The sequence below is a fragment of the Streptomyces sp. NPDC001070 genome (assembly GCF_053598835.1).
This window is the reverse complement of the sequence record NZ_JBSFLB010000024.1, coordinates 103,676-129,100: the sequence shown is the minus strand read 5'-3', so window position 1 is coordinate 129,100 and position 25,425 is coordinate 103,676. Positions and strand designations below refer to the sequence as shown.

The 25,425-nt window shown below is 73.2% G+C and carries 19 protein-coding genes and 2 pseudogenes; 10 read left to right on the top strand and 11 right to left on the bottom strand.

Annotated elements, in window-relative coordinates; all coding sequences use genetic code 11:
• Window positions 1–74 precede the first annotated feature (74 nt).
• Both ACWDAS_RS27455 and ACWDAS_RS27450 read left to right on the top strand, forming a co-directional pair.
• The gene (locus ACWDAS_RS27455) at window positions 75–1,250 is read left to right on the top strand and encodes a CaiB/BaiF CoA transferase family protein (RefSeq protein ID WP_450395999.1); all 1,176 of its coding nucleotides are present in this window, start codon (window positions 75–77) and stop codon (window positions 1,248–1,250) included.
• A 293-nt stretch (window positions 1,251–1,543) separates the two neighbouring features.
• Window positions 1,544–2,443, top strand: a complete 900-nt coding sequence (locus ACWDAS_RS27450; RefSeq protein WP_450395996.1) for an oxidoreductase — start codon at window positions 1,544–1,546, stop codon at window positions 2,441–2,443.
• Between the two features lie 41 nt (window positions 2,444–2,484).
• On the opposite strand, the gene ACWDAS_RS27445 is transcribed toward ACWDAS_RS27450, so the two are convergent.
• The 4 genes from ACWDAS_RS27445 to ACWDAS_RS27430 all read right to left on the bottom strand — a co-directional run bounded on the left by ACWDAS_RS27445 (window position 2,485) and on the right by ACWDAS_RS27430 (window position 8,081).
• The gene (locus ACWDAS_RS27445; protein ID WP_450395993.1) at window positions 2,485–3,411 is read right to left on the bottom strand and encodes a universal stress protein; all 927 of its coding nucleotides are present in this window, start codon (window positions 3,409–3,411) and stop codon (window positions 2,485–2,487) included.
• A gap of 620 nt (window positions 3,412–4,031) precedes the next feature.
• A complete protein-coding gene (locus ACWDAS_RS27440) occupies window positions 4,032–6,242 on the bottom strand; it encodes a HelD family protein (RefSeq protein WP_450396080.1) in 2,211 nt (736 codons plus the stop codon).
• A gap of 222 nt (window positions 6,243–6,464) precedes the next feature.
• Window positions 6,465–7,352 (bottom strand): universal stress protein, encoded by an 888-nt coding sequence (locus tag ACWDAS_RS27435; protein ID WP_450395991.1) that lies wholly within the window; start codon window positions 7,350–7,352, stop codon window positions 6,465–6,467.
• A gap of 156 nt (window positions 7,353–7,508) precedes the next feature.
• Window positions 7,509–8,081: an Rv1733c family protein gene (locus ACWDAS_RS27430; protein ID WP_450395988.1), complete on the bottom strand. Its 573-nt coding sequence runs from the start codon at window positions 8,079–8,081 to the stop codon at window positions 7,509–7,511.
• Window positions 8,082–8,306: 225 nt separating this feature from the next.
• On the opposite strand from ACWDAS_RS27430, the gene ACWDAS_RS27425 reads away from it, so the two are divergent.
• On the top strand, window positions 8,307–9,200 hold the full coding sequence (locus ACWDAS_RS27425) for an alpha/beta fold hydrolase (RefSeq protein ID WP_450395985.1): 894 nt from the start codon (window positions 8,307–8,309) through the stop codon (window positions 9,198–9,200).
• Between the two features lie 205 nt (window positions 9,201–9,405).
• Here the strand turns inward: ACWDAS_RS27425 and ACWDAS_RS27420 are convergent, their stop codons facing one another.
• Window positions 9,406–10,512 (bottom strand): type III polyketide synthase, encoded by a 1,107-nt coding sequence (locus ACWDAS_RS27420; RefSeq protein ID WP_450395982.1) that lies wholly within the window; start codon window positions 10,510–10,512, stop codon window positions 9,406–9,408.
• A 420-nt stretch (window positions 10,513–10,932) separates the two neighbouring features.
• A complete protein-coding gene (locus ACWDAS_RS27415; RefSeq protein ID WP_450395981.1) occupies window positions 10,933–12,138 on the bottom strand; it encodes a cytochrome P450 in 1,206 nt (401 codons plus the stop codon).
• A gap of 186 nt (window positions 12,139–12,324) precedes the next feature.
• Here ACWDAS_RS27415 and ACWDAS_RS27410 point away from each other — a divergent pair, with 186 nt between their 5' ends.
• On the top strand, window positions 12,325–12,885 hold the full coding sequence (locus ACWDAS_RS27410; protein ID WP_450395978.1) for a hemerythrin domain-containing protein: 561 nt from the start codon (window positions 12,325–12,327) through the stop codon (window positions 12,883–12,885).
• Between the two features lie 170 nt (window positions 12,886–13,055).
• On the opposite strand, the gene ACWDAS_RS27405 is transcribed toward ACWDAS_RS27410, so the two are convergent.
• Both ACWDAS_RS27405 and ACWDAS_RS27400 read right to left on the bottom strand, forming a co-directional pair.
• Complete coding sequence (locus tag ACWDAS_RS27405) at window positions 13,056–13,211, bottom strand: DUF6131 family protein (protein ID WP_450395976.1); 156 nt, start codon at window positions 13,209–13,211, stop codon at window positions 13,056–13,058.
• 112 nt (window positions 13,212–13,323) lie between these two features.
• The gene (locus tag ACWDAS_RS27400) at window positions 13,324–13,530 is read right to left on the bottom strand and encodes a hypothetical protein (RefSeq protein ID WP_450395974.1); all 207 of its coding nucleotides are present in this window, start codon (window positions 13,528–13,530) and stop codon (window positions 13,324–13,326) included.
• 448 nt (window positions 13,531–13,978) lie between these two features.
• Here ACWDAS_RS27400 and ACWDAS_RS27395 point away from each other — a divergent pair, with 448 nt between their 5' ends.
• Complete coding sequence (locus ACWDAS_RS27395) at window positions 13,979–15,394, top strand: glycoside hydrolase family 16 protein (protein WP_450395973.1); 1,416 nt, start codon at window positions 13,979–13,981, stop codon at window positions 15,392–15,394.
• 92 nt (window positions 15,395–15,486) lie between these two features.
• On the opposite strand, the gene ACWDAS_RS27390 is transcribed toward ACWDAS_RS27395, so the two are convergent.
• Window positions 15,487–17,565 carry a SpoIIE family protein phosphatase gene (locus tag ACWDAS_RS27390; RefSeq protein ID WP_450395970.1) on the bottom strand — a complete coding sequence of 693 codons (2,079 nt, stop codon included), beginning with the start codon at window positions 17,563–17,565 and terminating at the stop codon, window positions 15,487–15,489.
• Between the two features lie 79 nt (window positions 17,566–17,644).
• Window positions 17,645–18,016: pseudogene (locus tag ACWDAS_RS27385) on the bottom strand (LuxR C-terminal-related transcriptional regulator); the annotation flags it as partial.
• Between the two features lie 201 nt (window positions 18,017–18,217).
• Between ACWDAS_RS27385 and ACWDAS_RS27380 the strand changes: the two are divergent.
• On the top strand, window positions 18,218–19,801 hold the full coding sequence (locus tag ACWDAS_RS27380; RefSeq protein ID WP_450395967.1) for a multicopper oxidase family protein: 1,584 nt from the start codon (window positions 18,218–18,220) through the stop codon (window positions 19,799–19,801).
• A 43-nt stretch (window positions 19,802–19,844) separates the two neighbouring features.
• Here the strand turns inward: ACWDAS_RS27380 and ACWDAS_RS27375 are convergent, their stop codons facing one another.
• Window positions 19,845–21,116, bottom strand: coding sequence for a DUF6777 domain-containing protein (locus ACWDAS_RS27375; protein WP_450395965.1), 1,272 nt, complete (start codon window positions 21,114–21,116; stop codon window positions 19,845–19,847).
• Between the two features lie 329 nt (window positions 21,117–21,445).
• On the opposite strand from ACWDAS_RS27375, the gene ACWDAS_RS27370 reads away from it, so the two are divergent.
• The 4 genes and pseudogenes from ACWDAS_RS27370 to ACWDAS_RS27355 all read left to right on the top strand — a co-directional run bounded on the left by ACWDAS_RS27370 (window position 21,446) and on the right by ACWDAS_RS27355 (window position 25,316).
• Entirely contained in the window at window positions 21,446–23,527 is a 2,082-nt protein-coding gene (locus ACWDAS_RS27370) for a SpoIIE family protein phosphatase (RefSeq protein ID WP_450395962.1), read from the top strand.
• Window positions 23,528–23,682: 155 nt separating this feature from the next.
• Window positions 23,683–24,243 carry a hemerythrin domain-containing protein gene (locus tag ACWDAS_RS27365; RefSeq protein WP_450395959.1) on the top strand — a complete coding sequence of 187 codons (561 nt, stop codon included), beginning with the start codon at window positions 23,683–23,685 and terminating at the stop codon, window positions 24,241–24,243.
• 124 nt (window positions 24,244–24,367) lie between these two features.
• A pseudogene (locus ACWDAS_RS27360) lies at window positions 24,368–24,652 on the top strand (SAM-dependent methyltransferase); the annotation flags it as partial.
• 136 nt (window positions 24,653–24,788) lie between these two features.
• Window positions 24,789–25,316: a hypothetical protein gene (locus ACWDAS_RS27355; protein ID WP_450395956.1), complete on the top strand. Its 528-nt coding sequence runs from the start codon at window positions 24,789–24,791 to the stop codon at window positions 25,314–25,316.
• Window positions 25,317–25,425 lie beyond the last annotated feature (109 nt).

Genomic DNA, 25,425 nt, shown 5'->3' with positions numbered 1-25,425 from the left:
GGGGATCCGGACCCACCTCCCCGCGCACGACGAACGATGCCGTTCCCGACCTGACACAGACCAGGAGCGCGACCTTGCAGCAGCCACAGCACCAGCCGCTCGACGGCGTCACCGTCGTCTCCCTCGAACAGGCCGTCGCCGCGCCCTTCGCGACCCGCCAACTGGCCGACCTCGGCGCCCGGGTCATCAAGGTCGAACGCCCCGGCGGCGACTTCGCGCGAGACTACGACAAGGCCGCGGGGGGCGAGTCCGCGTACTTCGTCTGGTGCAACCGCGGCAAGGAGAGCGTGGTCCTGGACCTCAAGCAGGACGGCGACCGCGCCCTGCTGGACCGGGTCCTGGCGGCGGCCGACGTCTTCGTGCAGAACCTCGCCCCCGGCGCCGCCGAACGGCTGGGCCTCGGCGCGGAGGTGCTCCGCGCCCGCCACCCGCGGCTGATCTGGTGCGGCGTCTCGGGCTACGGCGACCGCGGCCCGTACGCGGCGAAGAAGGCGTTCGACCTGCTCGTGCAGTGCGAGTCCGGGCTGGTCTCGCTGACCGGCACGCCGGAGGCCCCGGCGCGGGCCGGGATCTCCATCGCCGACATCGCGGCCGGGATGTACGCGTACACCGGGGTGCTGTCCGCGCTGTACGAGCGCGAACGCACCGGCGAGGGCAGCGCGTTCGACGTCGCGATGCTGGACGCGCTCGGCGAGTGGCTGGGCCAGCCGCTCTACCACGACCTGTACGGGAGCGCGCCGCTCACCCGCAGCGGCGCCCGGCACCCGTCGATCTCCCCGTACGGGCACTACCGGGCGGGCGACGGCGGCGAGGTCTTCATCAGCGTGCAGAGCGACCGCGACTGGGTCGCCCTGTGCGAGCGGGTGCTGGAGCGGCCGGAGCTGATCCGCGATCCGCGCTTCGCGGACAACCCGCTGCGCCACGCGCATGACGAGGAGCTCACCGCGATCCTGGAGGAGCGTTTCGCCCCCCTCGCCGCGGACGACGTCCTGGAGCGGCTGGACACGGCGGGAATCGCGGGCGCCCGGCTGCGCTCGGTCGCGGAGTTCGCGGCCCATCCGCAGCTCGCCGCCCGCGACCGCTGGCGGGAATTCGGCACGCCGTCCGGACCGCTGCGCGGGCTGCTGCCGCCGGTGACGGTGCGCGGGCGGGAAGCCCCGATGGGGGCGGTGCCGGCGCTGGGCGAGCACACGGACGCGGTGCGCGCGGAGTTCTCCGCCGCACGGGAGGACGGGCGGAGCACCCGGTAAATGATCACGCGGCGCTCCACGCGGGCTGCCAGGGGGAATGCCGGGTCGGCGACGGCCGATGCGCGGTGCGGCCCGCGCCGTACCGCGTTCCGCGGCACCGTCCTGGTCGTCCTCGGCATCGCGGTGCTCTCCCGGTTGTCCCCGGTCGCCGCCGCCGCGCATGTTCCTCCCCGTCAGGGGGGTGATCGTTCAAGTCGCAGCAGAGGGCAGCAAGCGCGGGTCGGCGCCCACTCGCTTCGCGTCACGGGCGGCATGGGCGCATACTCCAGGGCGGCGAAAGGATGCAGTCACCCATGACTTCAGGCAGGATCTCCGCGGCCGCCGCCGGCACATGGCTCCTCGGCGACATGAAGGTCAACCGGATCGGCTTCGGCGCGATGCGGCTGACCGGCAGCGCCGCCTTCCACCTCGGAACCCCCAGCGACCGCGGACGGGCCATCGGCGTACTGCGCCGCGCGGCCGAACTCGGCGTCAACCACATCGACACCGCGGCGTTCTACTTCTCGCGGCTGCGCTCCGCGAACGAGCTCATCAACTCGGCCCTGGCGCCGTACCCGGAGGACCTCGTCATCGCCACCAAGGTGGGTCCCGCGCGGGACGCCTCCGGCGAGTGGGCCACCGCGGCCCGGCCCGACCAGCTGCGCGGCCAGGTCGAGGAGAATCTGCGCCAGCTCGGCCGGGACCATCTCGACCTCGTCAACCTCCGCTTCATGGGCGCGACTTCCGTTGCCGAGCACTTCGGCGCCCTGGCCGAGCTCCGCGACGCGGGCCTCGTCCGCCACCTCGGGCTCTCCAACATCCGTCCCGAGCACCTGGCCGAGGCGCAGGCCATCGCCCCGGTGGTGTGCGTCCAGAACCGCTACGGCATCGACGCGCGCGAAAGCGAGGGACTCCTGCGGGACTGCGGTGCGCAGGGCATCGCCTTCGTGCCCTTCTTCGCCATCGCCGGCGACGGCCGAGAGCAGGGAGCCGGCCGTGCCGAGAGCGACGCGGTGCTCGCCGTCGCGAAGGCCCACGGCGCCTCGCCCGCCCAAGTGCGGCTGGCCTGGACACTGCGGCAGGGTGACCACGTACTGGCCATCCCGGGCACGGGGAACCCGGACCACCTGGTCGACAACCTGGCGGCGGGCGCGCTGCGGCTGACGGACGAGGAGGCGGCGCTCCTCGACGCGTCCGGCCGCCTCGCGGACTGATCCCGGCCGGGACGGCCTGCGCGCCGTCGCCGGCGCCGGGTTCAGTCGTGGGGGACGACCGCGACGGGGGCCTTGGCGTGGTGCAGCACCGCGTGGGTCACCGGCCCGATGTGCAGGCCGGCGGCCGCGTGGCGGACCCGCCTGCCGACCACGACCAGTGCCGCGTCGGCCGCCGCCTCGACCAGGTGGTGCGCGGCCCCGCCGACGAGGGAGTGCTCCACGACCTCGACGGCGGGGTACTTCGCCCGCCACGGCACCAGTGCCTGGGTGAGCGCGTTCGCCTGGGCGTCGGTCAGTTCGCGTTCCAGGTCGAGGGCGATCGCGGCGGGGTTGTAGCCGTAGGAGGCGGGCAGGTTCCAGCCGTGGACGACGCGGAGGCCGGTACGGCGCAGCGCGGCGGCCTCGAAGGCGAAGGCGATCAGGTCGTCGTGGGGACGGGCCAGGTCGATCCCGAGGACCACGTCCCGGAACGGCGTGTACTCGGAGACCAGTCCGTCCAGGTCCGGGCGGTGCTCGCCCTTGCCGGTCTGCCCGGCCCGTACGAGGACGACCGGCCGGGCGGCCTGGGCGACCGTCGCGGAGGCCACCGACCCGACGAGGAACCCGGCGAGCGCACCGAGGCCCCGGGAGCCCAGCACCAGCAGTTCGGACTCCTCGGCGGCCGCCGCGAGGGCCGCCGCGGGCTGCCCGCTCAGCAGCCGGGCGGAGATGTCCAGGTCCGGGTGGCGCCGGGCGAGTTCGGCGGCGGCGTCGCGCGGCACGGACTCGGCCCACCGCTGCTGGGCGTCGGGATCGACCCCGGCCACCGCGCCGGCCAGCGGGGCGTAGACGGAGGCGTACGGCTGCCACTCGTACACGTGCACGAGCTTCAGGGGCAGTCCGCGGCGCGCGGCCTCGCGGGCGGCCCAGTCCGCGGCGGCCAGACTCTCGGGCGATCCGTCGAGACCGGCGGTGACCGTACGGGACATGAAGTGCCTCCTGGCGAACGGGACGAAGGGCGTGGGCTGTTCACTCCCAGCTTCCCGACGGCGGCAGGGCCCGGACAGGGGCCGCCGGGGCCCGGCACGGGGCCGATCGGCCCCGGGTGGCGGGGTACGCCGTCCGGGACGGTGGGAGCAGCTCACCGCTGGGTGAAGCGTACGGGGACGTCCCGGGGTGCGGGGTGCGGGGATCCCCGGGCCGCGCGGGGGAGCCGGCTGAGCAGCGCCGTGCTGGTGCTGGTGCTGGTGCTGGTGGCAACCGCCGCCCTCGCCGCGGCATGGGTGGACTTCCTGTGGAAGCACCACGTCACCGCCGTGATGCTGAGGACCCTGACCCCGGGCACCGCCGCCCGGGCCCCCGCCGCGTGGCCGGCCGGCGGCGCGGCGGCGTCCGCAACACCCGGAAGGGGCGCACCCGGTGTCGCCCGGGCGCGCCGCGGCGGCACGACAGGGCGCCCGTCGCACACGGAGCGACGGACGGACCCGGTCGTGACGATGCAGGGGCGCCCGCCCACCGGATCTCCGCGGGCTCGCGCCGCCGGGGATCCTTCGGGCCACCGGCGCCCTCCGCCCGGGCCGAGTCCCCCGTACGCCCGCCGCGGCTGAGATCAGCGCAGCGAATCGGGCAGTTCCTCCCGGTGGACGATGCCCAGGCGCTGCGTCGCACGGGTCAGTGCCACGTACAGATCACTGGTCCCGAACCGCCCCGGCTCCACCACCAGGACATGGTCGAACTCGAGCCCCTTGGCCTCGCGCGGGCCGAGCAGCACCACGGGACGGGTGAGGTCGGGTTCCGCACCGGCGACGACTCCGTCGAGCGGGGCCGCGATCTCCTCGTGCAGCTCGCGCGGCGCGATCACGGCGAGGCGCCCCACCTCGGGCGTCAGCTCCGCGACGGCCCGCGCCACCGCGCCCGCCAGATCCGCACCGGCCTCCCGCGTCCACGGCTTCTCGCCGGTGGAGCGCACCGACCCGGGCGGCTCGAACGAGGGGTCCCGGTGCTGTACGACCCTGGCGGCCAGGTCCATGATCTCCGCGGGCGTACGGTAGTTGACCCCGAGCCTCACATGCTCGAAGCGGTCGCCGACGTACGGCTCCAGGATCCGCTCCCACGAGCCGACGCCCGCCTCCTCCGAGGTCTGCGCCGGATCGCCGACCAGGGTCAGCGAGCGGGTCGGTGACCGGCGCATCAGCAGCCGCCATGCCATCGGCGACAGCTCCTGCGCCTCGTCGACGACGATGTGCCCGAACGCCCAGGTCCGGTCGGCGGCGGCCCGCTCGGCCGCGCTCCGGTGGTCGGCCTCCTCGTGCCGCTCGGCCATCCGTTCGGCGTCGATGATGTCGTGGGCGGCCAGGACCTCGGACTCCTCGTCCTCGAACTCGTACGTCTCCGACCCCCGGGACACCTCCAGGACGCCCTCCGCGTAGGCGATCCGCTCCTGGCGCGCGGCCTCGGCGGCGGCCCGCTCGGCGCTGTCGTCGTTCCCGAGGAGTTCGGCCGCCTCGTCGAGGAGCGGCACATCGGCCGGGGTCCACTCGCCGTCGCCGGGAGCGCGGCGGATGGCCTCGGCGTCCTCGTCCGGCAGGTACACCGGCTCGGCCAGATAGCCGGCGAGGAACTCCTCGGGGGTGAGCACCGGCCACAGCTCCGCGACGGCGGCCCGCACCTCCTCGCTCGCGGCGACGCCCTTGCCGAGTAGGGCGATGTCGTCAGGGCCGAGGAAGTTGGGGCCCCCGTACGGATCCGCGCCGATGCGTTCGGCAAGCTGCTCGGTGAGGGCGTCGATGACGTGGAACGCGAAGTACGGGCGGGCGAGGTTGTGCGGCAGAAGGGTCTCGCGGGCCGCCTGCCGGGCCTGGTGCGCGATCTCCCAGTCCAGGACGAGGTCCCCGTCGTCGTGCCGGACGACCACCGGCGCGCCGGGTTCGGGCAGCTGCTGCCGGTCGCGCACGGCGAGGGCGAGCGCCTCGGCCATCCCAGCGGCGCCCTTGACGGCCGCCGCACGAGGGGTGTCGGTGCCGCGGGCGTGGACACCGGGGAAGAGCTCGGCCTGCGTCGCGAGCATGACCCCGGTCTCGCCCAGGGCGGGCAGCACCTCGCCGATGTAGCGCAGGAAGGCCGGATTGGGGCCCACGATCAGGACCGCGCGCTTGGCCAGCAGCTCGCGGTGCTCGTAGAGCAGGAAGGCCGCGCGGTGCAGCGCGACCGCCGTCTTGCCCGTGCCGGGGCCGCCCTCGACGACGAGGACACCGCGGTGCGGTGCGCGGATGATGCGGTCCTGCTCCGCCTGGATGGTCCGCACGATGTCGGCCATGCGGCCGGTGCGAGCGGAGCTGAGGGCGGCGAGCAGCACGGCGTCGCCGCTCGGGTCCTCGAAACCGCTGCGTTCGCGGTCCCCGAGATCGAGGATCTCGTCGTGCAGCTCGGTCACCGCGCGGCCCTCGGTGGTGATGTGCCGGCGCCGGCGCAGACCCATCGGCGTGTGTCCGGTGGCGAGATAGAACGGCCGGGCGACCGGTGCCCGCCAATCGATCAGAAGGGGCGTGTGCTCGGCGTCGTCCTCACGAATTCCGATACGGCCGATGTGGTGCGCGGCGCCGTCCTGGAGATCGATCCGGCCGAAGCACAGCGAGCCGTCGACCGCATTCAGGGCGGCCAGCAGACCGGAACGCTCGGCGACGAGCACATCGCGTTCGAGACGGGCCTGCAGGCCGTTCCCCACCGGGGTCAACGCGTCCTCGACGCGCTGGGCGGCGAACCCGCGCAGCGTGTCGACACGGTCGTACAGCCGGTCGACGAATTCCTGCTCCTTCTGCAGTTCGACGTTTTCGCGAGTTGACAAAATCTCCCCCTGTCGGTTAAGGTATTTCTTGTGGCCCCCAGTGAGGGGCTTTTTCTGTAGGCGCACAGAAACACTCAATATACGTGAGGAAATCCCCGTACCGCAATTGCGGTACGGGGATTTCCTGTGTCCGGGACCAACGCTGGGCCGCCCGTCGGCCGACCGGCCGGGTACGGCGAGCCGCGGCCGGCTCCGCGGTCAGCCGTCGCCCGCGGACCCGCGCACCACGGCGACGGGGCAGTGCGCGTGGTGCAGCAACGCCTGGCTGACCGACCCCAGCAGCAGTCCGGTGAAGCCCCCACGCCCCCGGGCGCCGACGACCAGGAGCTGGGCGGTCCTGCTCGCCTCGATCAGGGCCTCACGGGTGCCGCCGCGCACCACCCTCACCTCGACGGTGACCCCCGGGCAGCGCTCGCGACGGCCCGCGATCGCCTCCGCCACCATGCGCTCCTCGGCGCGGGCGAGCTCCCCGGGCGCGCTCGCGTACGGCATCGAGGGGTCCTGCGGCGGCGGCACCGGGGTGTTCCACGGAGTCCAGGCGTGCAGGGCGACGATGCCGGTCCCGCGCATCGCGGCCTCGCCGAAGGCGAAGTCGATCGCGTCCTCGCCGGCCGGGGAGCCGTCGACGCCCAGCAGGACCGGTCCGCCGGCGGCCGGCCGCTCCCGCACCACCAGCACCGGGCACCTGCCGTGGGCGGCCAGGTGCACCGCGGTCGACCCGAGCATCATGCCGACGAAGCCGCCCATGCCGCGGGATCCGACGACCACCAGCTCCGCGGCGCGCGACTGGGCCTCCAGCACGGTCAGGGGCTCACCGGTCACCACGGCGTGGGTGACGTCCACCTCCGGAGACACATTCCTGGCCCGTTCCACCGCCTCCGCCACCACGCGCTGCGCGGTGTTCCGCAGGCCGCCCTCGGCCGGGCCCAGCGAGGATGGGTCCAGCGGGACGTGCATGGCCGGCCAGAGGAAGGCGTGCACCACCCGCAGCCCGGCCCCGCGCCACCGGGCCTCCCGTGCCGCCGTCTCCACCGCGGCGAGACTCGACGCCGATCCGTCCGCTCCTACCACCACCAGGCCGCTCACCGCGCCTCCCGCACTCGCGCCGATCCGTTCCCCTCCCGGCCTCCCCCCGACGCGCGGGGGCGTCCCGGTCCCGTGGGGCCATCGGAGGGGCCGGGGTGCCCCGGATCGCCGGGGCGGCGTATGCGCCGGGCGCCGCGATGGCGGGGCGGCGCCGGCTCAGGCCCTGCGGTGGCCCCACGAGGGGCCGGTCTCCTCCCATTCGCGGTCCCACGCGGCGGCACGGTGGCGGTCGATGCGCACCCGTACGGCCCAGCCGCCCGCGAGCACCAGGGCGCAGGCGCCCGCGGCGGCGACGGTGCCGAACACCACGCCCTGGGCTTCGGCCTGCTCCGGGGTGAGCCGGTTCTGCTGCAGGTCACCGTTCCCGTCCAGCCAGACGCGGGTGGTGGAACCGGCCCGCCTGCCGGGCTCGACGCGGGCCTCGCCGGTGCGGGCGGAACCGTCGGGGGCGGTCCACCGGACGGTGGTGAGGACCTTGCCGATGGCGCCCGTGTACGGGTTCTCCACGGCCTTCCCGGCGTTCTCGGTGAGGACCGCCGTCGCCTGGTGCGTGCCCTGGCTCTGGCGGAGCTCGGAGTGCTCCACCGCGATCGCGGTGGCCGCGCCGACCGCCGGGGCCCCGGCCGCGATCAGCACGGCGGCCGCCGCACCCGTCCAGGCCTCCACGACGTCGCATCGGCGCCGCAGGGGGTTGCGGCGCCACCGCCAGAACACCGCCCTGCCGCCCATGGCCGTGCTCCCTTCCCTGTTCGATGACCGTCGCACGCGGTGGCACTCCGGCAGCAGGGGCCACATGGATCATTTCCGCCCGCGGATGGGTCCGTTCGGCCCATGCCTCCGCGCGCGGCCGGCACGCGCAGCGGATGTGACGACCGTCACTCCCCCACGATCGAACTTCCCCGCCCTCTCCGCGTCCTGTCGGTGTCCTCGACACCCTCTCGACACGGAGTACCGATGCTCACCGCCGACAGCGATCCCCTGGCCCCCGGCACGCACACCTTCGAGGTGGACGGGGTGCTCCAGCGCTACCACGTCCACGGCACCGGCCCGGTGTGCATCGCGCACTCCGGCGGGCCCGGCGTTTTTTGGGAGTACCTGCGCATGCCCGAGGTCGAACGGCACCTCACCGTCGTCTACCCGGAGCCGGTCGGCACCGGCGGCTCGGGCCGCCTCGCGTCGCACCCCCACGGCTACACCCGGGAGCTCTACAGCCGGTTCCTCGGGGCGCTCGTCGATCACCTCGGCGTTCCCGAGGTGCACCTGCTGGGACACTCGCACGGCGGCTTCGTCGCGCAGTACCACGCACTGCGCCGCCCCGGGCGCGTCGCCGGGGTCGTCCTTTACGACAGCGCGCCGGTCACCGGCCCCGAGCACGGGGCCGAGGCGATGCGCATGGTCCAGGAGTTCGCGGCGCGGCACGCCGGTCACCCCGGGCTGCCCGAGGTACTGGCCGCGTTCCAGGCGATCCCCGTCATCTCCGGCGATGCGGAGATGACGGCGGTGATCAAGGGGCTGCTGCCGTCGTACTTCGCCGACTACTGGGGCCGGGAGGAGGAGTTCGCGCCTCTGCGCGCCTCGGTGACCGGCACGCACATCTCCGGACTGGACGAGGACCTCACGCCCGATGTCATCGACGACCGTGAGCACTTGGGCGCACTCGCCGTGCCGGCCCTGGTCGTGGCCGGACGGCACGATGTCATCTGCGGAGTGCGGTGGGCGGAGGAGCTGCACAAGCTGATCCCCCGATCGGAACTGTTGATCCTGGAGAACAGCGGGCACTTCGGCCACATCGAGGAGCCCGGGCTCTTCGCGCAGGCGGTCGTGGGCTTCGTGACGGCCGGCGGCTAGTCGGGGCGGTGGTGGTCCGCGGAGGGCCGCGGGCCGCCGTCGTGGCGGCGCTGGGGGGAGACGCGGGTGCGGCGCGGCGGCGCGTGGCCGCCGCGCCGCGGGCCCCAGACGGCCTCGCGCCGTGTGACGGGGCCGGGCTGGGCGGTGGGCGGACGCCGTGACCTCCGCGTCCACCGCCAACCCTGCAGGTCACCGGAGCCGTGGCTCAGGTCGTGCCGTCGAAGTCCCCGTACGAGTGCTGGGTCGCCGCCGTGGCGTCGACCCCGTTGGTGACCCACGTCCCGAGGACCATCTCCGCGGTGATGCCCGGCCCGAAGCCGGCCAGCAGACCGCGGTGCCCGTCGAGGGCTGAACCCTCCTCGAACAGGCGGTACAGGGCGTCGAGGACGACGGCGCTCGCGATGTTCCCGTACTCGGTGAGTGTGGCCCGGCTGAAGCGGAACGCCTCCGGCGGGACCCCGAGGAAACGGCACAGGTCGTCCAGGATCCGTGGGCCGCCCGCGTGGATGATGTAGAAGTCCAGCTTGGCGGCGTTCCATGCGTGGTCCTCGGCGACCTGGCGCAGTACGGGAGCCAGGGGCTCCATGGTGCCGGGCACGCGCTTGTCGAGCTGGAAGTGGAAGCCCGTCTGGCGCACCGCGTAGGAGATCCACTCCTCGGTGTTGGGGATGAGATAGGAGGCGTTGCGCTCCAGCCTCATCCCGGTGCCGCCGCTGCCCCGGACGACGGCGGCGGCGACGCCGTCGCCGAACAGCCCGTTGGACAGCAGCGTTCCGACGCTCAGGTCCGTGGGCTGGTAGCACAGCGAGCAGAACTCGCAGGCCACGATGAGGGCGTTGGCCTCGGGGTACGCCGTGCAGAAGTCGTGGGCGCGGTTGATGGCCGCCCCGCCCGCCGCACAGCCGAGCTGGGCGATGGGCAACTGCCGGGTGTCGTGGCGGAAGCCCATCGTGTTGATGAGCCACGCCGTCAGCGAGGGCATCATGAAACCCGTGCACGAGACGTACACGATGAGGTCGATGTCCTCGGGTTGCAGCTCGGCCTGGTCCAGGGCCTGGCGCACGACCGCCGGCACCCGTGCCTTCGACTCCGCCTCGTAGATCTCACTGCGTACGTCGAAGCCTGGATGTTTCAGCACCTCTTCGATCGGCTGGATCAGGTGCCGCTTCTGTACGCCCGTGTGCTCGATGAGCTGGAGGGTCAGGTCGAGTTGCGGGTGGTCCTTGTGCAGCCGTCGTGCCAGCTCGAGCGTTTGTTCGCAGGTGATAACGTTGTCGGGAACAGAGATCACCGGCTTGCACAGAACTGCCATGATTGGCTCCATTTCCTGCCCCTCGGCGGGCAATGGTCCATGTGGCGCGCTGCCCCGATGTCCGGGGCAGGCCCGTACCTGTCACGAAAATGCGGTAGGGGGTACGGGCGCTTCAATCGCGCGTCCAGCGGAGCCGAAGTCCAATGGTGCCAAAGTCCAGTGGTGCCAAAGTCCAGTGGTGCCAAAATTCACGAGATCCCGGAAATTCCGGAAAGAGACGATCCGCAAGGCGGGACCGGCCGTTGTCGCGGTGGCTTCATGGCCTGTTCACTTTTGCGTCCACCAGGACAACGTACGTGAGAGCGGCGGATGTCGCATGTCGAGGGGCGACGGCCCGGTCACTGCGCGCACACGGGGACGGCACCGGCCCCGCCCCCGTAAGCGGGGCGGGGCCGGTGCCGGGGCCGGGATCCGGGTCGTTCACCAGCCGACGTGCAGGGCGACCGGGTAGCGCCAGATCGACGTGGCGCTCCACCGGACCTCGTCGGCGGGCTTCGCCAGCCGGAGGTCCGGGAAGCGGCGCAGCAGCTCCGTGAACGCCACCTGGAGCTCCATGGTCGCCAGGGGCGCGCCGAGGCAGTGGTGGCCGCCCCAGCCGAAGGTCATGTGCGGCGTCCCGGAGCGGTCCAGGTCCAGCTCGTCGGGACGGTCGAACTTCGCCGGGTCGCGGTTGGCCGTCAGGTAGGAGACGTGGACGACGTCACCGGCACGGATCAGCACGCCTCCCATCTCCACGTCCTCGACCGCGACGCGGGGGATGCCGACGCCCTTGCGGAACGGGATGTACCGCAGCATCTCCTCGATGGCCTGCGGGATGCGGTCGGGGTGCTCGCGCAGCAGGGCCAGCTCGCGGGGGCGGGTGAGCAGGGTGTAGGCGATGTTCCCGATCTCGTTCGAGGTGGTGTCCTGGCCCGTGATGAGCAGGACCATGGCCATGACGGCGAGTTCCTTGTCGTTGAGGATCTCGTCCCCGTCACGGGCGGTGGCCAGCACACTGACCAGGTCGTCGCCCGGGCGGGCGCGCCGTTCGGCGGTGAGCTTCGTGAAGTACTCCCGCAGATAGGCCTTCGAGCGAACCGCGTTGTCCCGGTTGTCGGGGCTGAAGTCCATCATGGTGCGGGCGTGGCCCCGCAGCTCCCAGCTGTCCTCATCGGGGATGTCGAGCACCTCGCAGATGGCCGCCAGCGGGAGCGGCGCCGCCAGGTGCTCCACGAGGTCGGCCGGGGAGCCGCTCTCCTCCATGCCGTCGAGCAGTTCGGCGACGACCCGCTCGATACTGGTGCGCATGTGCTCGACATTCCGCGGGGTGAAGCCCTTGGAGACCAGCGAGCGCAGCCGGCTGCTGTCCGGCGGATCCATCACGTTGATGGCCTCGTCCTGGACGATCGGCTCCGGCGTCATGCGGGGGAAGTCCCGGCCGATGACGGCGGCACGGCTGAACCGCCGGTCGGTCGTCACCGTCCGCACGTCCTCGTACCGCGTGACGAGCCAGGCCTCGCCCTCGCCGTGCGGCAGCTTGATGCGGGAGATCGGCTCGTTCTCCAGGAAGTACTTCAGCTGCGGATCGAATTCGAGGGCTTCGGCATAGTCGAAGGGGCAGTTCCGCGCGGAGGAACCGGATTCCATGCGAATACTCCAGTACACCTGGGCGTCAGGGGGGACATCTCACAACCAATCCCCCCGCGAGCACCTGTGACCACTGCAGGCAGCCCATCCGGGCGACCCGGGCCGGCCGCCGCGGCGGTCAGGCGTACGCGGCCGGGGACCGGGCAGCCGTCGGGAGAAGGACCCCGGCCCGGGAAGGAGAGCGCCATGGGACACGGTGGCAATGTCATCGCGGAACTGACCGCCGACCATCGCGAGGTGGAGGAGCACTTCGCCCGCCTGCGGGCCCTGCCGGCGGGCGACAGGGAACGCAAAACCGTGCTCGACGCGGTCACCATCGAGCTGGTCCGCCACTCGGTGGCCGAGGAGATGTACCTCTACCCGGCAGTCCGCGAGCGCGTCCCGGGCGGGGACGCGCTGGCGGACAAGGAGATCCGGGAGCACGCGGACGTCGAGCGGACCCTGAAGGACCTGGAGCACCTCGGCGTCGACGATCCCCGGTTCGACGACCTCGTCCGGACGCTGATCACCGACGTCACCGAACACCTCCGGGAGGAGGAGCAGCGGCTGTTCCCGAGCCTTGCGCAGGAGTACTCCTCGCAGGAGCTGTACGAGCTGGGCGAGCGGGTCCGCCGCGCGAAGAAGATCGCGCCGACGCGGCCGCACCCCGGCGTGCCCGACACGCCGCCCGCCAACAAGTTCCTCGCCCTCGGTGCCGGTCTCGTGGACCGCGTCCGCGACTTCGCCACCGGCCGCGGCCGGTCCTGACCGTCCCGCGGGGCCAGGTCCCGTCGACGTCGCCCCCTCGGGTGACCGGTCCCCAACGGCCCCGGGCGGACGGCCGTCGGGGAGGAACGCGGTCGCTCGGCGTGCCGGCACGGAAGGTGCCGCGCCCTCGGGGACACAGGGCGCGGCACCGTACTCCGGCAGACCGCCCGTCAGTAGTAGTGGCGGCGCCCCGCGACGGCGTGCCCCATGGCGCCCAGGACCCAGAGCACGAGGCCGATGACCACGAGGATGGCTCCCAGGGTCCACAGGATGGCGATTCCGGTGAGGAATCCGACGATCAGCAGGATGATGCCGAGGATGATCATGATGTACTCCCTTGCGCGACCCTGATTGCGTTGCCGCGTCCAGGACCGCTGGTACTGCGGATACGTGCCCCGGGTGAGCGACCGTCCAGGGCGCGTTCGAGTCCGGCCTCGCTCACGCAGGAGCGGCCGTCGATGGTGCGGTGCCCGGTCTCCGCGTCCGACCGGTCGTACGTGGGGCCCTGCCGGCGTGGGCGCGCTCCCTGTCGACCGCGCGGACGTCGATCTCCTTGGTCCGCTGCTCGCTCTCGCCCTGGTCCATCGCGTTCTCCTTGCCGTGCTCGTACTGCCGTTCACGCTTGCGACCGGAACCTGCCGGCATCGCGTTCACCGCATTCACCCCCATTCGTACACAGTTCGGCTACCCAGGTCCGGGCAGATCATGGCCACGCGATCCGGGAACCTTGTCGCACGTGACTCGACCCCGAGTGGGAGAGCGCTCTCAGGGGGTCGGACACCGCCATGACAGCGCCCCCATCAGCCCTCCATGCGAATGAGGCACAACCCAACAGGCCTCGCCCCAGGTGCGCTTCGACGACGCCACGTCGAGCGCCATCCCCTCCGCGACCCCGGCCGAATCCAAACAGTGAAGGCGCACAACCGGTCCCGACTTCTTTTGTTACATCTCTTGACCGATGTATCGCCTGGCGGGAAGGTGTTCCCGCCAGCTGAGAGCGCTCTCAAACCGTCGGCCCGTATACGTCCGACGTCGCGCCCGCCTGGCCCGCGCGCCCTGTCCCCGGCACCGATTCCGAGGAGGCACCACACCCGTGTCCGCACGTACGAGCACCGGCAGGCGGTACGCCGCCAGACCGCTGACCTTGATCGTGGCCGCCGCGGCCACCGTGACCGCGCTCTGCCTGGGCCTGCTCGGCTCGGCCAGGGCCGCAGTCCCACCGGCGCCGTCCGGTTGGACCACCGTCTGGAGCGACGACTTCAGCGGGGCCGCCAACACCCTTCCCAACGGCGACAACTGGATCATCGACACCGGCACCAGCTACCCCGGCGGCGCCGCCAACTGGGGCACCGGCGAGGTCCAGACGTACACCTCCAGCACCGCCAACCTCCGCCAGGACGGGACCGGCAACCTGCGCATCACCCCCATCCGGGACTCCGCGGGGAACTGGACCTCGGGCCGCATCGAGACGCGCCGCAGTGACTTCGAGCCCCCGTCGGGGGGCAAGCTGCGCATCGAGTCCCGCATCCAGATGCCCAACGTCACCGGGGCGGCCGCGGCCGGGTACTGGCCGGCGTTCTGGACGCTGGGCGCGCCGTACCGGGGCAACTACTGGAACTGGCCGTCCATCGGGGAGTTCGACCTGATGGAGAACGTCAACGGCGTCAACCAGGTCTGGGGCACCCTGCACTGCGGCACCAACCCCGGCGGTCCCTGCAACGAGACCGTCGGCCTGGGCGCCACCCACGCCTGCCCGGGCAGCGCCTGCCAGGGCAACTTCCACACCTTCGCCTTCGAGTGGGACCGCAGCGTCAGCCCGCAGCAGCTGCGCTGGTATGTGGACGGAGTGCAGTTCCACTCGGTGAACGCGGGCCAGATGGACGCGGCCACCTGGAACGCGGCCACCGGGCACGGCCACTTCATCCTGCTCAACGTCGCGATGGGCGGGGCCTTCCCCGACCCGGTGGCCGGGTACAGGACGCCGACCGCCTCCACCGTCTCCGGCGTGCCGATGCTGGTCGACTACGTCGCCGTCTACAGCTCCGGCGGCGGCACCACCCAGCCGCCGACCTCACCCCCGCCGACCGGGGGCACGGGCAGCGCCTACGGCACCCTCCAGGCCGAGTCGTACACGCAGCAGTCGGGCACGACCGTCGAGACCACGACGGACAGCGGCGGCGGCCAGAACCTCGCGTCGCTCGCGAACGGCGACTGGGCGCTCTACTCCGGCGTCGACTTCGGGACGACCACGGCCCGGCAGTTCAAGGCCCGGGTCGCCTCGGGGGCCGCGGGAGGTGTCAGCGGGCTGGTCGAGGTCCGGCTGGACAGCCGGAGCAACGCCCCGATCGGCAGCTTCGCCGTCGCCAACACGGGCGGCTGGCAGAGCTGGACGACGATCCCCGCCAACATCTCGGGCGTCACCGGCGAGCACGATGTCTATCTGACCTTCACCAGCGGCCAGCCGGCGGACTTCGTGAACGTCAACTGGTTCACCTTCAGCACCACATGACCCCACGTCGCCCGCGGTGGCCCCGGTCCGGACCCCCGGCCGGCCGCCGCGGGCGGCCGCACGCCCACGGACCCCGGACTCCCGGACCCCGGTCACACGTCCCTCGGGCGCGCGATGAGCAGGGCCACGTCGTCCCGGTCGGCGGGGTGGCGCAGTGCGGCGAGGAGCCGGTCGCAGGTCTCCTCCACCGATTCGTCGTGGACCCGGAGCAGCCGGAGGAGGTCGCCGAGGCGCTCGTCGATGGCCCGGTCGCGGGTCTCCACCAGCCCGTCGGTGTACAGGACCAGCCGGTCGCCGGGGTGCAGCCCGACGGTGGTGGTCTCGAAGGGCACGCCACCGACTCCCAGCGGGGTGCCGGTGGGCAGTTCGAGCAGTTCGGGGGGCCCGCCGGCACGCACCACGACCGGAGGCAGGTGGCCCGCGTTCGAGAAGTGGCACACACCGCGCGCGGGGTCGTAGACCGCGTAGACGCACGTGGCGATGTAGGGGTCCAGTCCGCGGGTGATCCGGTCCAGATGGCCCAGGACCTGGGCGGGGTCGAGGTCGAGGCCCGCGAGGGTGGAGGTGGCGGTGCGCAGCCGGCCCATGGTCGTGGCCGCGGGGACGCCGCTGCCCATGACGTCGCCCACGACGAGGGCGGCCTTGCCGTCGTCGAGGGGGATGACGTCGTACCAGTCGCCGCCCACCTCGCTGCTGGCCTGTGCCGCGCAGTAGCGGGCGGCGAGTTCCAGCCGGGGGTGGCCCGGCTGCAGCCGGGGCAGGAGACTGCGCTGCAGGGTTTCGGCGGTGCTGCGCAACTGCTGGTGGAGCCGGGCGTTGTCGATGGACACCGCGGCGCGGGACGCCAGTTCGCAGGCCAGGGTCAGGTCGTCCTCGTCGAAGGGCCGGGGGTCGCGGGCGCGTGCCAGAGCCAGGACGCCGAGGATCCGCCCGCGGGCGATGAGCGGCACCGTCATGGCCGTGTGGACCCCCGCCCGGGCGAGGATCGCGGCGGCGTCCCGGTCGCGGGCGACGCGGACCAGGCTCCGCTCGTCCGCGTGGGTGATCATCGCGGGGCGGCCGGTGTCCAGGCACTGGGTGGCCAGGTGGTCGGGCTCGTACGCGACGGTGCCGCCCGGTCGGGCGAAGGCGTGCATCGCCTCGCTGGGGTGGACGCACTTGGAGGCGAGCGCCCGGAAGCGCGGGCGGTCCTCGCCGGGCTCCCCGCCGTCGTCGCGCATGGCGGAGTCCAGCGCGTCCACCGCGGCGAAGTCGGCCAGTTCGGGCACGACGACGCCGGTGAGTTCCCGGGCGGTCTCCTCCACATCCAGGGACGTCCCGATGCGGGCGGAGGCGTCGGCGATCAGCGCCAGACGGCGGCGGGCGCGGTCGGCCTCCTGGGCCGACCTGTGCCGGTCGGTGACGTCCACCACCGAGGTCGCGAGGCCCAGGACGTGCCGGTGCTGATCCTCCAGCCGGTAGAAGGACACGGACCAGGCGCGGTCGTTGCCGGGGTCCGCGGGCGTGCGGCCGACGACGTGGCGGTCCACGACCGGGATCCCGGTCCGCAGGACCTGTCGCATGGCGTCCTCGGCCCGGCGGAACCTGGTGCCGGGAAGCACCTCCCGGAACCGGCGCCCGATGTGGTCGCTCTCGGGCACGCCGTGCATACGGGCCAGGGCGGGGTTGACGGACAGATACCGCAGACCGTTGTCGAGTACCGCGAGTCCGATCGGGGACTGGGCGACCAGGCGGAGGGAGAGGGCGAGGCCGCGCTCCAGGTTCTGGAGCGTGGGCCGGTCGGTGGCGATCCCCAGGGCGTAGTAGTCGCCCAGGTTGTCCATCAGCCGGACGTTGCGGAACTCAACCAGCCGCGTGGTGCCGTCCTTGTGGCGGATCGGAAACGCCCCCGACCAGCTGCGGCCGGTCTCCAGCACTTCGGCGAAGAGCCTGATCGCCTCGTCGCGCTGCTCGGGGTGGACGAGGAGCGGCGCGGCGTACCGGCCGACCGCCTCGCCCGCGGTGTAGCCGAACAGTTCCTCCGCGTGCGGGCTCCACATGTCGATGCGCCCGTCCGCCTCGAGCAGGACCGCCGCCACACCGAGGACGTCCATGAGCCCGCTGGGGCCGAGTGCGGTGGCCGTGGCCTCCACCCGGTCAGCGGCGAGCGGCTGCTGCTCGGCTTCCCTCATTGCAGGCTCCCTGGTCGCCCATCGCCTACCCCGGCTCGGGAAGCCGAGTCGTCGGGTCGGCTTCCTCGGCCGGTCGGGATCACGGCTCGCTGAGCCCGGCCCCGATCGCGTAGCGGGTGAGTTCCAGGCGGTCGCGCAGACCGAGTGTCTGCAGGAGGTCGGCGCGGTGCCGCTCGGCCGTCTTGATGCTGATGAACAGCAGGTCGGCGATCTCCTGGGACGTGTGGCCCTCCGCGACGGCCTTGAGGATCTCCTCCTCGCGCTCGGTGACGGCGCGGGCCGGCAGGGGCTCGCCCTGGCGGGCGCGCTCGAGGTAGGTGCGGATCAGGGTGGTGACGGCGCCCGGGTGGATGAACGGCTCGTCGCGTACGGCGGCGCGGCGCGCCTCGACGAGGTCGCGGTCGGCGACGGACTCGAGGACGTATCCGGTGGCCCCGGCCTTGAGGGCCTCGACCCACGCCGCGATCCCGGCCGGGGGCACCGGCGGCGGGCGTGACGCCCCGGCGACGCGCCCGGCGCCCGGGCACGGCCGCGGGCGGGTCGGTCCGAAGCTTGTTGCCGGGGTCCGCGTGTGGCGCCCTTGTGCGCGGGCCGCTCGGTCTATTCTGTCGCCGACCGAAAAGTGCACAATCCGTACATTTGGGAGCCCCACGTGATCGAAGGCATCGGCAGGCGCCGTTTTCTCGCCGCAGGGGCGGTCGTCGTGGGGGCGGGAGTGGCGGCGGGCAGGGCCTGGGGAAACACGCCGCCGGCCGATGTGCCACCAGGTGGCCTCCTGCGCAGCACGGCGCGGCTCCCCCGCCCGTACCAGGTACCCCTGCCGATCCCGCCGGTGCTCCGGCCGAGCATGCAAACCGCGACGACCGACATCTACGAGCTCACCCAGCGCGTGGCGAAGCTGGAGATCCTCCCAGGGCTCCGTACCAGCTGCTGGACCTACGACGGGTTCTTCCCGGGACCCACGATCGTCTCCCGCTCCGGACGCCGCACGGTCGTCTCGCACCGCAACCAACTCCCCCAGCCGACAGTGGTCCACCTGCACGGCGGCCACACGCCCTCCGACAGCGACGGGTATCCGATCGACCTGACGATGCCGGTCGGCAGCCGCATGTCGTACAGCGAGGCGATGGCGGGCATGCCGGAGATGCACGGCTCGGCCGGCCACCTCACCCACGGCCAGCGCAGCTACACCTACCCGATGCTCCAGCGGGCGGCGACCCTCTGGTACCACGACCACCGCATGGGCTACACCGGACCGGCCGTGTACCGGGGCCTGGCCGGGTTCCACCTGGTGACCGACGACGAGGAGGACGCCCTCGACCTGCCCCGCGGCCCCCGCGACATCCCGCTGATGCTCTCGGACCGCGCGTTCGCCGAGAACGGGGCGCTAATGTATCCCGCGATCGACTCCGGCATGCACGAGCCGGGCGTCGTGCACTCCCACCACTTCGGCGTGATGGGCGACGTCATCCTCGTCAACGGCGCCCCGTGGCCCGTGCACCGGGTCGAGCGGCTCCGCTACCGGCTGCGGTTGCTGAACGGCTCCAACGTCCGGGACTACCGCCTGGAGCTCGACCCCCCGCCGCCGGGCGGCAAGGGCCTGCTCCAGATCGGCAGCGACGGCGGGCTGCTCGGGGGCCCGCTGGCGCACGACAGCCTGCGCATCGCCCCGGCCGAGCGCTTCGACGTGATCGTGGACTTCTCCCGCTACCGGCCCGGGACCAAGGTGCGCCTGGTCAACCGGTTCGGCAGCGGCAGCACCGCGCAGGTCATGCGTTTCGACGTCTCCCCGTCGACCCGCGCGCCGCGCGACGACACCTACATCCCCAAGCGCCTGTCGCGGTATCCGGCCACCGTGCTCGATCCCAGCAGGGCCGTCGCGCACCGCACCTTCGCCTTCCGGCACGCACGCGGCGGGTGGACGATCAACGGCCTCCCGTACAAGCCTGGCCGCTCACTGGCCCGCCCCAGGCTCGGCACGATCGAGGTCTGGAAGTTCACCTCGGTGTTCTTCCACTCGGTCCACGTGCACCTGGACTCCTTCCGCGTGCTGTCCCGCAACGGCAAGAAGCCGGGCGCGTACGACGCGGGGTGGAAGGACACGGTGGCGACGGGACCGGGCGAGACCGTGGAGGTGGCGGTGCGGTTCAACGACTACGCCGGCAAGTTCATGATCCACTGCCACAACCTCGAACACGAGGACATGGCGATGATGGCGGACTTCACCACCTACTGAGGGTGCGCCCCCGCCAGGCGTCCCCGGCCCGGCACCGCGTCGGCTACGACGCGGCCGGGCCGGACGGCTGCTCCGGTGCCGTGCCGCCGCCGACCGGGGGGCTCCCGGCTCCCGGCGGTCCGGGAGTGCCGGGAGCGGGGCTCTGGGGACCCGGGACCGATTCGCCCGGCGGCGGGGACCCCGGGGCGGTCCCGCCCGGCCCCGTACCCTCCGGCGGCGCCGAGGGGGTGGACGGGCCGCCCTGCCCCGGTGCGGTCGGCGAGCCGCCCTGCGGCGGCCCTGTGGGGCTGCCGGGCGACGCGTTCTTCGGGGGTGCCGTCTTCCTGTCGTCCGTGGCCATGTCGTCACCGCTGTCCCGGGTGAACCACTCGCCGGTGTCCGGGTCGCGTACGACGAACTTCTTCACCGGCTCGGGGGCGGGCGCCACCACCACCGTCTTCGACGGCTGGTAACCGGGCCACGCCCGGCCGACGGTCCTGGCGCCGCCCTTCTGCTCGACCGGCCGGGTCAGCGGGTTGCCGCAGGCGCAGCGCACCCGGGGCACGCCCCGGTCGTCCACCAGGACGGCGGTTCCGGCCTGCAGCACCGACTGGAAGGCGGTGGGCCGGCCGTCGCGGTAGCCGTGGTTGGTGACCCGGGTGTCCGCCCTGAGCTGCAGCGGGGTCAGGCCCCGCAGAAACGCCGGCACCCCGGACGGGGCGACGCCGGCCACCGAGGCGAACGCCTTGTTCTTCGACGCGTCCGAGGACAGGACGCTGATCTGCTTCTCCACGTCACAGCTGGCGACGTTGCGCGTCCCGCCGTAGAGGCCGGGCATGCCGCCGCTGTACACCTGCCGCACGGTGCCCCGGGCCGCCGACGGGGTCGGCAGCGGTGGCGTCGCGGAGGGCGCGGCGGTCGCCTCGGCCGTCGACCGCGTGAACGGGTTCGGTCCGGCGCTGCCCGCCGGCTGCAGGAACAGCTCGCCCTGCTCTCCGCCCGACACTCCTCCGGGGCGGGTGAACACCACGGCCAGAGCGACCACGGCGACCACGGCGGCGGTGATCGCGGCCACCTTGGGCACCGACCGCCACCACGGTCCCTCCTTCCCGCCGCCCCCTCCGCCGTCTCCCCCGCCCCCTCCGCCCCCGTCGTCCGGCGGTTCGCCCGGTGGTGTCGGGGGCACGCCCACGACCACGGTCGGCGTCCGCTGCCGTGGGGACGGGGTGGCCCGGTCCGGGCGGGGGGCGGTCGCCTGATCCGTTCCGGGTGGTCCGGACAGCGGACCCGCGGGAGGGCCTTCGGGGCGTTCGGGCGACGGCGGTTCGACGCTCACAGGGCTTTCCTCCAGTCGTCCCGGGCCCGGCACCGGCTCCGCGGCGGGGCCGGGCCCGCGGGGGTCGCTCCGGGCACCCGGCCCGGACCCCGGCCGTACGGCGCCGCGGCCGCATCGGAGGCCCCACCTCTTGACCATTGTGTGCGCCCGTCTCACAGTCCCCGCAAGCCGACAGGTGCCGGGACGGGGCGGCTCCGCGGCCCGTGCCGCCGCGGAGCCCGAGGGGTGCGCCGCCGCGCCTTCCGGGAGACCATGGAATCCCGTCAGCGCGGCGAGGAGGGGACGGCAGGCCGGCCGGCCGGACCGGTCAGGCGGAAGAGGCGCCCACGATGAGCGAGACGGATCGGTACACGACCGGCCCGGAGCGGCTGGACGGGGTCTCGTCCAGCCCGAGCGGGCTGATGGACCTCCTGGGCGTCGCCGCGGTCCTCCTGGAGGGCGACGGCCGGGTCGACATGTGGAGCCCGCAGGCCGAGGAGCTGTTCGGCTTCACCGCCGAGGAGGCGGTCGGGCAGTACGCCGCACATCTGCTGGTGCACCATCCGCACCGCAAGCTCGTCATCGAGCTGTTCTCCGAGATCATGAAGACCGGTGAGAGCTGGGCGGGGTCCTTCCCGGTGCGCCGCAAGGACGGCAGCCGGCGGATGGTGGAGTTCCGCAACATGCGGCTGATGGACAGCCTCGGCGACTACTACATCCTGGGGCTCGCCACCGACCAGTCCACCATGCGCGAGGTGGAGCAGGAGGTCGCCCTGTCGACGCGGCTGATCTCCCAGTCGCCGATCGGCATCGCCGTGCTCGACACCGGGCTGCGGTACCTGACCGTCAATCCCGCGCTCGCGCGGTTCCACGGCATCTCCGTCAAGGACCACCTGGGACGGCAGTTCCGCAGCGTGCTGCCGGGTGCGGAGTTCCAGACGGTCGAGGCGGAGATGCGGCAGGTCCTGGCCTCCGGGAAGCCGATGGTCGACCGGTACACCGTCGGCCGGCCCCCCTCCGACCCGCGGAGCGAGCACGCCTGGGCGCTGTCGTTCTACCGCTTGGAGGACCACCGGGGCCACGTCCTGGGCCTCGCCGAGGTCGTCGTCGACATCACCGAGCGGCACCGCGCGGCCGCGGAGGCCGACCGGGCCCGGCGCCGGCTGATGATGATCGCCGACGGCTCCGCCCGCATCGGCACCGCGCTGGAGGTGGAGCGGACGGCCCGGGAACTGGTCGAGGTCGTGGTGCCCGACCTCGCGGACCTGGCCGCGGTCGACATCCTCGACAGCGTCCTCGACCAGCGCGTCCCGGCCCCCCACCAGGACCCGCCGCTGTTCCGCTCCCTCGCGGTCAGGAGCGCCTACGCCACGGACGCGGCCCGGGCCGTCCCGCCCCCGGGCGACCTGGTCACGTACCATGCCGACCACCTCTCAGCGCAGTGCGTGCGCACGCTCCGGCCGCACCTGATCGCCCACGCCGGCCAGCACGACCTGGAGCGGATCACCCCCGATCCCGAGTCCGCCCGGCTCCTCGCGGACGCCGGCGTCCACACGTGCATGGGGATCCCGCTCATCGCCCGCGGCGCGGTCCTTGGGGTGCTCGGCATGTGCCGCGCCCGTACCCACCAGCCCTTCGACGAGGACGACCTGGCCCTCGCCACCGAGCTGGCGTCCCGCGCCGCCGTGTGCATCGACAACGCCCGCTGGTACCAGCAGGTGCGCAACACCGCCGAGACGCTGCAGCGCAGCCTGCTGCCGGAGCCGCAGCCCCACCACCCCGGCCTGGAGGTCGCCGCGCGCTACCGGCCCGCCCAGGCCAGGAGCAAGGTGGGCGGTGACTGGTACGACGTGATCCCGCTCGACGACGAGAAGACCGCGCTCGTCGTCGGGGACGTCATGGGCAGCGGCATCGACGCCGCCACCACCATGGGCCGGCTGCGCACCGCCACCTCGACGCTGGCCGAGCTGGACCTGGACCCCGCCAAGGTGCTGGGCCACCTCGACAAGATCACACGCGGCCTGGACCCGTACATCGCGACCTGCGTGTACGCCCTGTACGACGCGCGCCGCGCCGAGTGCCACCTGGCGACCGCCGGGCACCTGCCCCCCGTCCTCGTACGCAGCGACGGCCCGCCGGAACTGCTCGACCTGCCGACCGGCACGCCGCTGGGCGTCGGCGGCGTACCGTTCGAGAGCACCACGATCGCGCTCCGGCCCGGTGACCGCCTCGTGCTGTACACGGACGGGCTCGTGGAGACCCGTGACGATCCGATCGACGAGCGCCTGGAGGTGCTCCTCACGCTGCTCGCCTCGCCGGACCCGACGGTGGAGGAGACCTGCGACCGGCTCCTGCGGGAACTGCGCAGCGCCGACGACCACGACGACGTCGCGCTCCTCATCGCCCGCGCCGACCCGCGCCCCCTGCCCTGACAGCACCTCTGAACAGGTGCCTCCCAGTGCCGTCCCGTGCGCCGGGCGGGTGGTGCCCGCGTCCCCGGGTGGGCTGGACGGCGCTAGGTGGAATGCATGGGGTTCGGCCCCGGCGCACGCCCGGGCCGTACTGCCGCACGGAAAGGCGTGAGCGAATGGGACACGGCGGAAACGTGATCGCGGAGCTGCTGGCCGACCACCGGGAGGTCGAGGAGATCTTCGACCGCATGCAGTCGATGTCGACCGGCGACCCGGCGCTGCGGGAGCTGGTGGACGAGGTGACCATCGAGCTGGTGCGGCACTCGGTGGCGGAGGAGCAGTACCTCTATCCGGCCGTCCGTGAGCACGTCGAGGGCGGGGACGGCATCGCGGACAAGGAGATCGCGGACCACGCCAGGGTCGAGGAACTGCTCAAGGAGCTGGAGCAGTTGCCGCCGAACGACGGCCGCTTCCATCCCCTGCTCATGCGGCTGATGGACGAGGTCACCGCGCACGTCCTGGACGAGGAGGGCACGCTCTTCCCGAGGCTCAGCAGTGCCTGCTCGCCGGAGGCGCTCGACGACCTCGGGGACAAGGTGCGCCGCGCCAAGTCCGTCGCGCCCACCCGCCCCCATCCCTCCGCGCCGGACACACCCCCCGCCAACAAGGTCCTCGCCCCGGGCGCCGGCCTGGTCGACCGCGCCCGCGACTTCGTCTCCGGCCGCGGCCGGTCCTGACGCACGGCACGGACGGTGCAGGGTCCCCGGCTCCCGGGGCCCTGCGCCGGGGCCCGGGCGCGGCGCCCGGGCCCCGGCGAAAACCACGGGCGCCCCGGGGTCGCGGGCGCAGTACGGTCGCGCCGTGGTCGGTGAGGACGGTTACTTCGGGGAGCGGGTCGCTGCGGCGTACGACGAGTCGTCCGCGGAGATGTTCGAGCCGGACGTGGTGGACGCGACGGTGGCGTTCCTGGCGGGACTGGCCGGCGGCGGCCGGGTGCCGGAGCTCGGGATCGGGACGGGGCGCATCGCGTTGCCGCCGGCGCGCCGCGGGGTGCCGGTCCACGGGATCGACATGTCGCGGGCGATGGTCGCCCGGCTGCGGGCCAAGCCCGGCGGCGACGGCATCGGCGTGACGATCGGCGACTTCCGCTGATCGCGGAGGGACCCGCCGCAGCCGGGGCGTGATGCGGCTCATGTCGTAAAAGCGCGGTTTTGCGTACGCTGGCCCCGCCGCGCACCGACAGGCCGCGGCTCGCACTCTGGCGGAGGACGGTCCTCTCGGCATGCACAGTGAGCTCTCGTCGGTCATAGCCGCCGCCACGCGCTGGCTGCTGTCCGCCTACCCGGCGACCGGCGGAGCGCTGAGCCGAGCCCTGGCGGAGGCCCAGGCCCGCCAGGCCGTCATGGTCGCCGCCACGCTGCGCTACCCCACGGCCGTCGACGCCGCCCTGCTCGGGCTGCTCGCGCCGGGCGGCGCCGACCGGCTGGACTGGATCGCCGGGGCCCACGCCGCCGACGAGGACGGGGGCGGCGACTCGGGGGCCGGCTGGCGCACCTGGGTCGACGAGGTCGTCGTCAGCTGGGCGGCCTGCCTGCTCTCCGACGCCGACCTCGCCGCCTCCGCCGTGGCCGCGCTGCCCGCCACCGAGCACGGCTCGGCACTCACGGGCGACGCGCTCCGGCTGATCGCCCCGGGCGCCCACGACCGCGCGGCGGCGACCCTGCTGCGCCACCCCGACCTGGTGGGGCCGATAGCCGGACTGCACCGCGCCGAGCTGACAGCGCTCCTGGAGACCGTCGCCATCAGCTGATCGCGGCACGTGAAATCCGGTGACGTGACGACCGGCGAATCCCACGCTCCCGGCATGGAAGGTGTCTCGATCCGCCCGGGCCGGTTGGCGGAGCCCGTACCCCGGAGGC

What these genes read in the sequence shown, in the direction of transcription:
- ACWDAS_RS27450 (WP_450395996.1), top strand. Translation starts at nt 1,544, where the DNA reads ATGACTTCAGGCAGGATCTCCGCGGCCGCCGCCGGCACATGGCTCCTC.
- ACWDAS_RS27445 (WP_450395993.1), bottom strand. Translation starts at nt 3,411, where the DNA reads ATGTCCCGTACGGTCACCGCCGGTCTCGACGGATCGCCCGAGAGTCTG.
- ACWDAS_RS27430 (WP_450395988.1), bottom strand. Translation starts at nt 8,081, where the DNA reads ATGGGCGGCAGGGCGGTGTTCTGGCGGTGGCGCCGCAACCCCCTGCGG.
- ACWDAS_RS27425 (WP_450395985.1), top strand. Translation starts at nt 8,307, where the DNA reads ATGCTCACCGCCGACAGCGATCCCCTGGCCCCCGGCACGCACACCTTC.
- ACWDAS_RS27420 (WP_450395982.1), bottom strand. Translation starts at nt 10,512, where the DNA reads ATGGCAGTTCTGTGCAAGCCGGTGATCTCTGTTCCCGACAACGTTATC.
- ACWDAS_RS27415 (WP_450395981.1), bottom strand. Translation starts at nt 12,138, where the DNA reads ATGGAATCCGGTTCCTCCGCGCGGAACTGCCCCTTCGACTATGCCGAA.
- ACWDAS_RS27410 (WP_450395978.1), top strand. Translation starts at nt 12,325, where the DNA reads ATGGGACACGGTGGCAATGTCATCGCGGAACTGACCGCCGACCATCGC.
- ACWDAS_RS27405 (WP_450395976.1), bottom strand. Translation starts at nt 13,211, where the DNA reads ATGATCATCCTCGGCATCATCCTGCTGATCGTCGGATTCCTCACCGGA.
- ACWDAS_RS27400 (WP_450395974.1), bottom strand. Translation starts at nt 13,530, where the DNA reads ATGCCGGCAGGTTCCGGTCGCAAGCGTGAACGGCAGTACGAGCACGGC.
- ACWDAS_RS27390 (WP_450395970.1), bottom strand. Translation starts at nt 17,565, where the DNA reads ATGAGGGAAGCCGAGCAGCAGCCGCTCGCCGCTGACCGGGTGGAGGCC.
- ACWDAS_RS27370 (WP_450395962.1), top strand. Translation starts at nt 21,446, where the DNA reads ATGAGCGAGACGGATCGGTACACGACCGGCCCGGAGCGGCTGGACGGG.
- ACWDAS_RS27365 (WP_450395959.1), top strand. Translation starts at nt 23,683, where the DNA reads ATGGGACACGGCGGAAACGTGATCGCGGAGCTGCTGGCCGACCACCGG.
- ACWDAS_RS27355 (WP_450395956.1), top strand. Translation starts at nt 24,789, where the DNA reads ATGCACAGTGAGCTCTCGTCGGTCATAGCCGCCGCCACGCGCTGGCTG.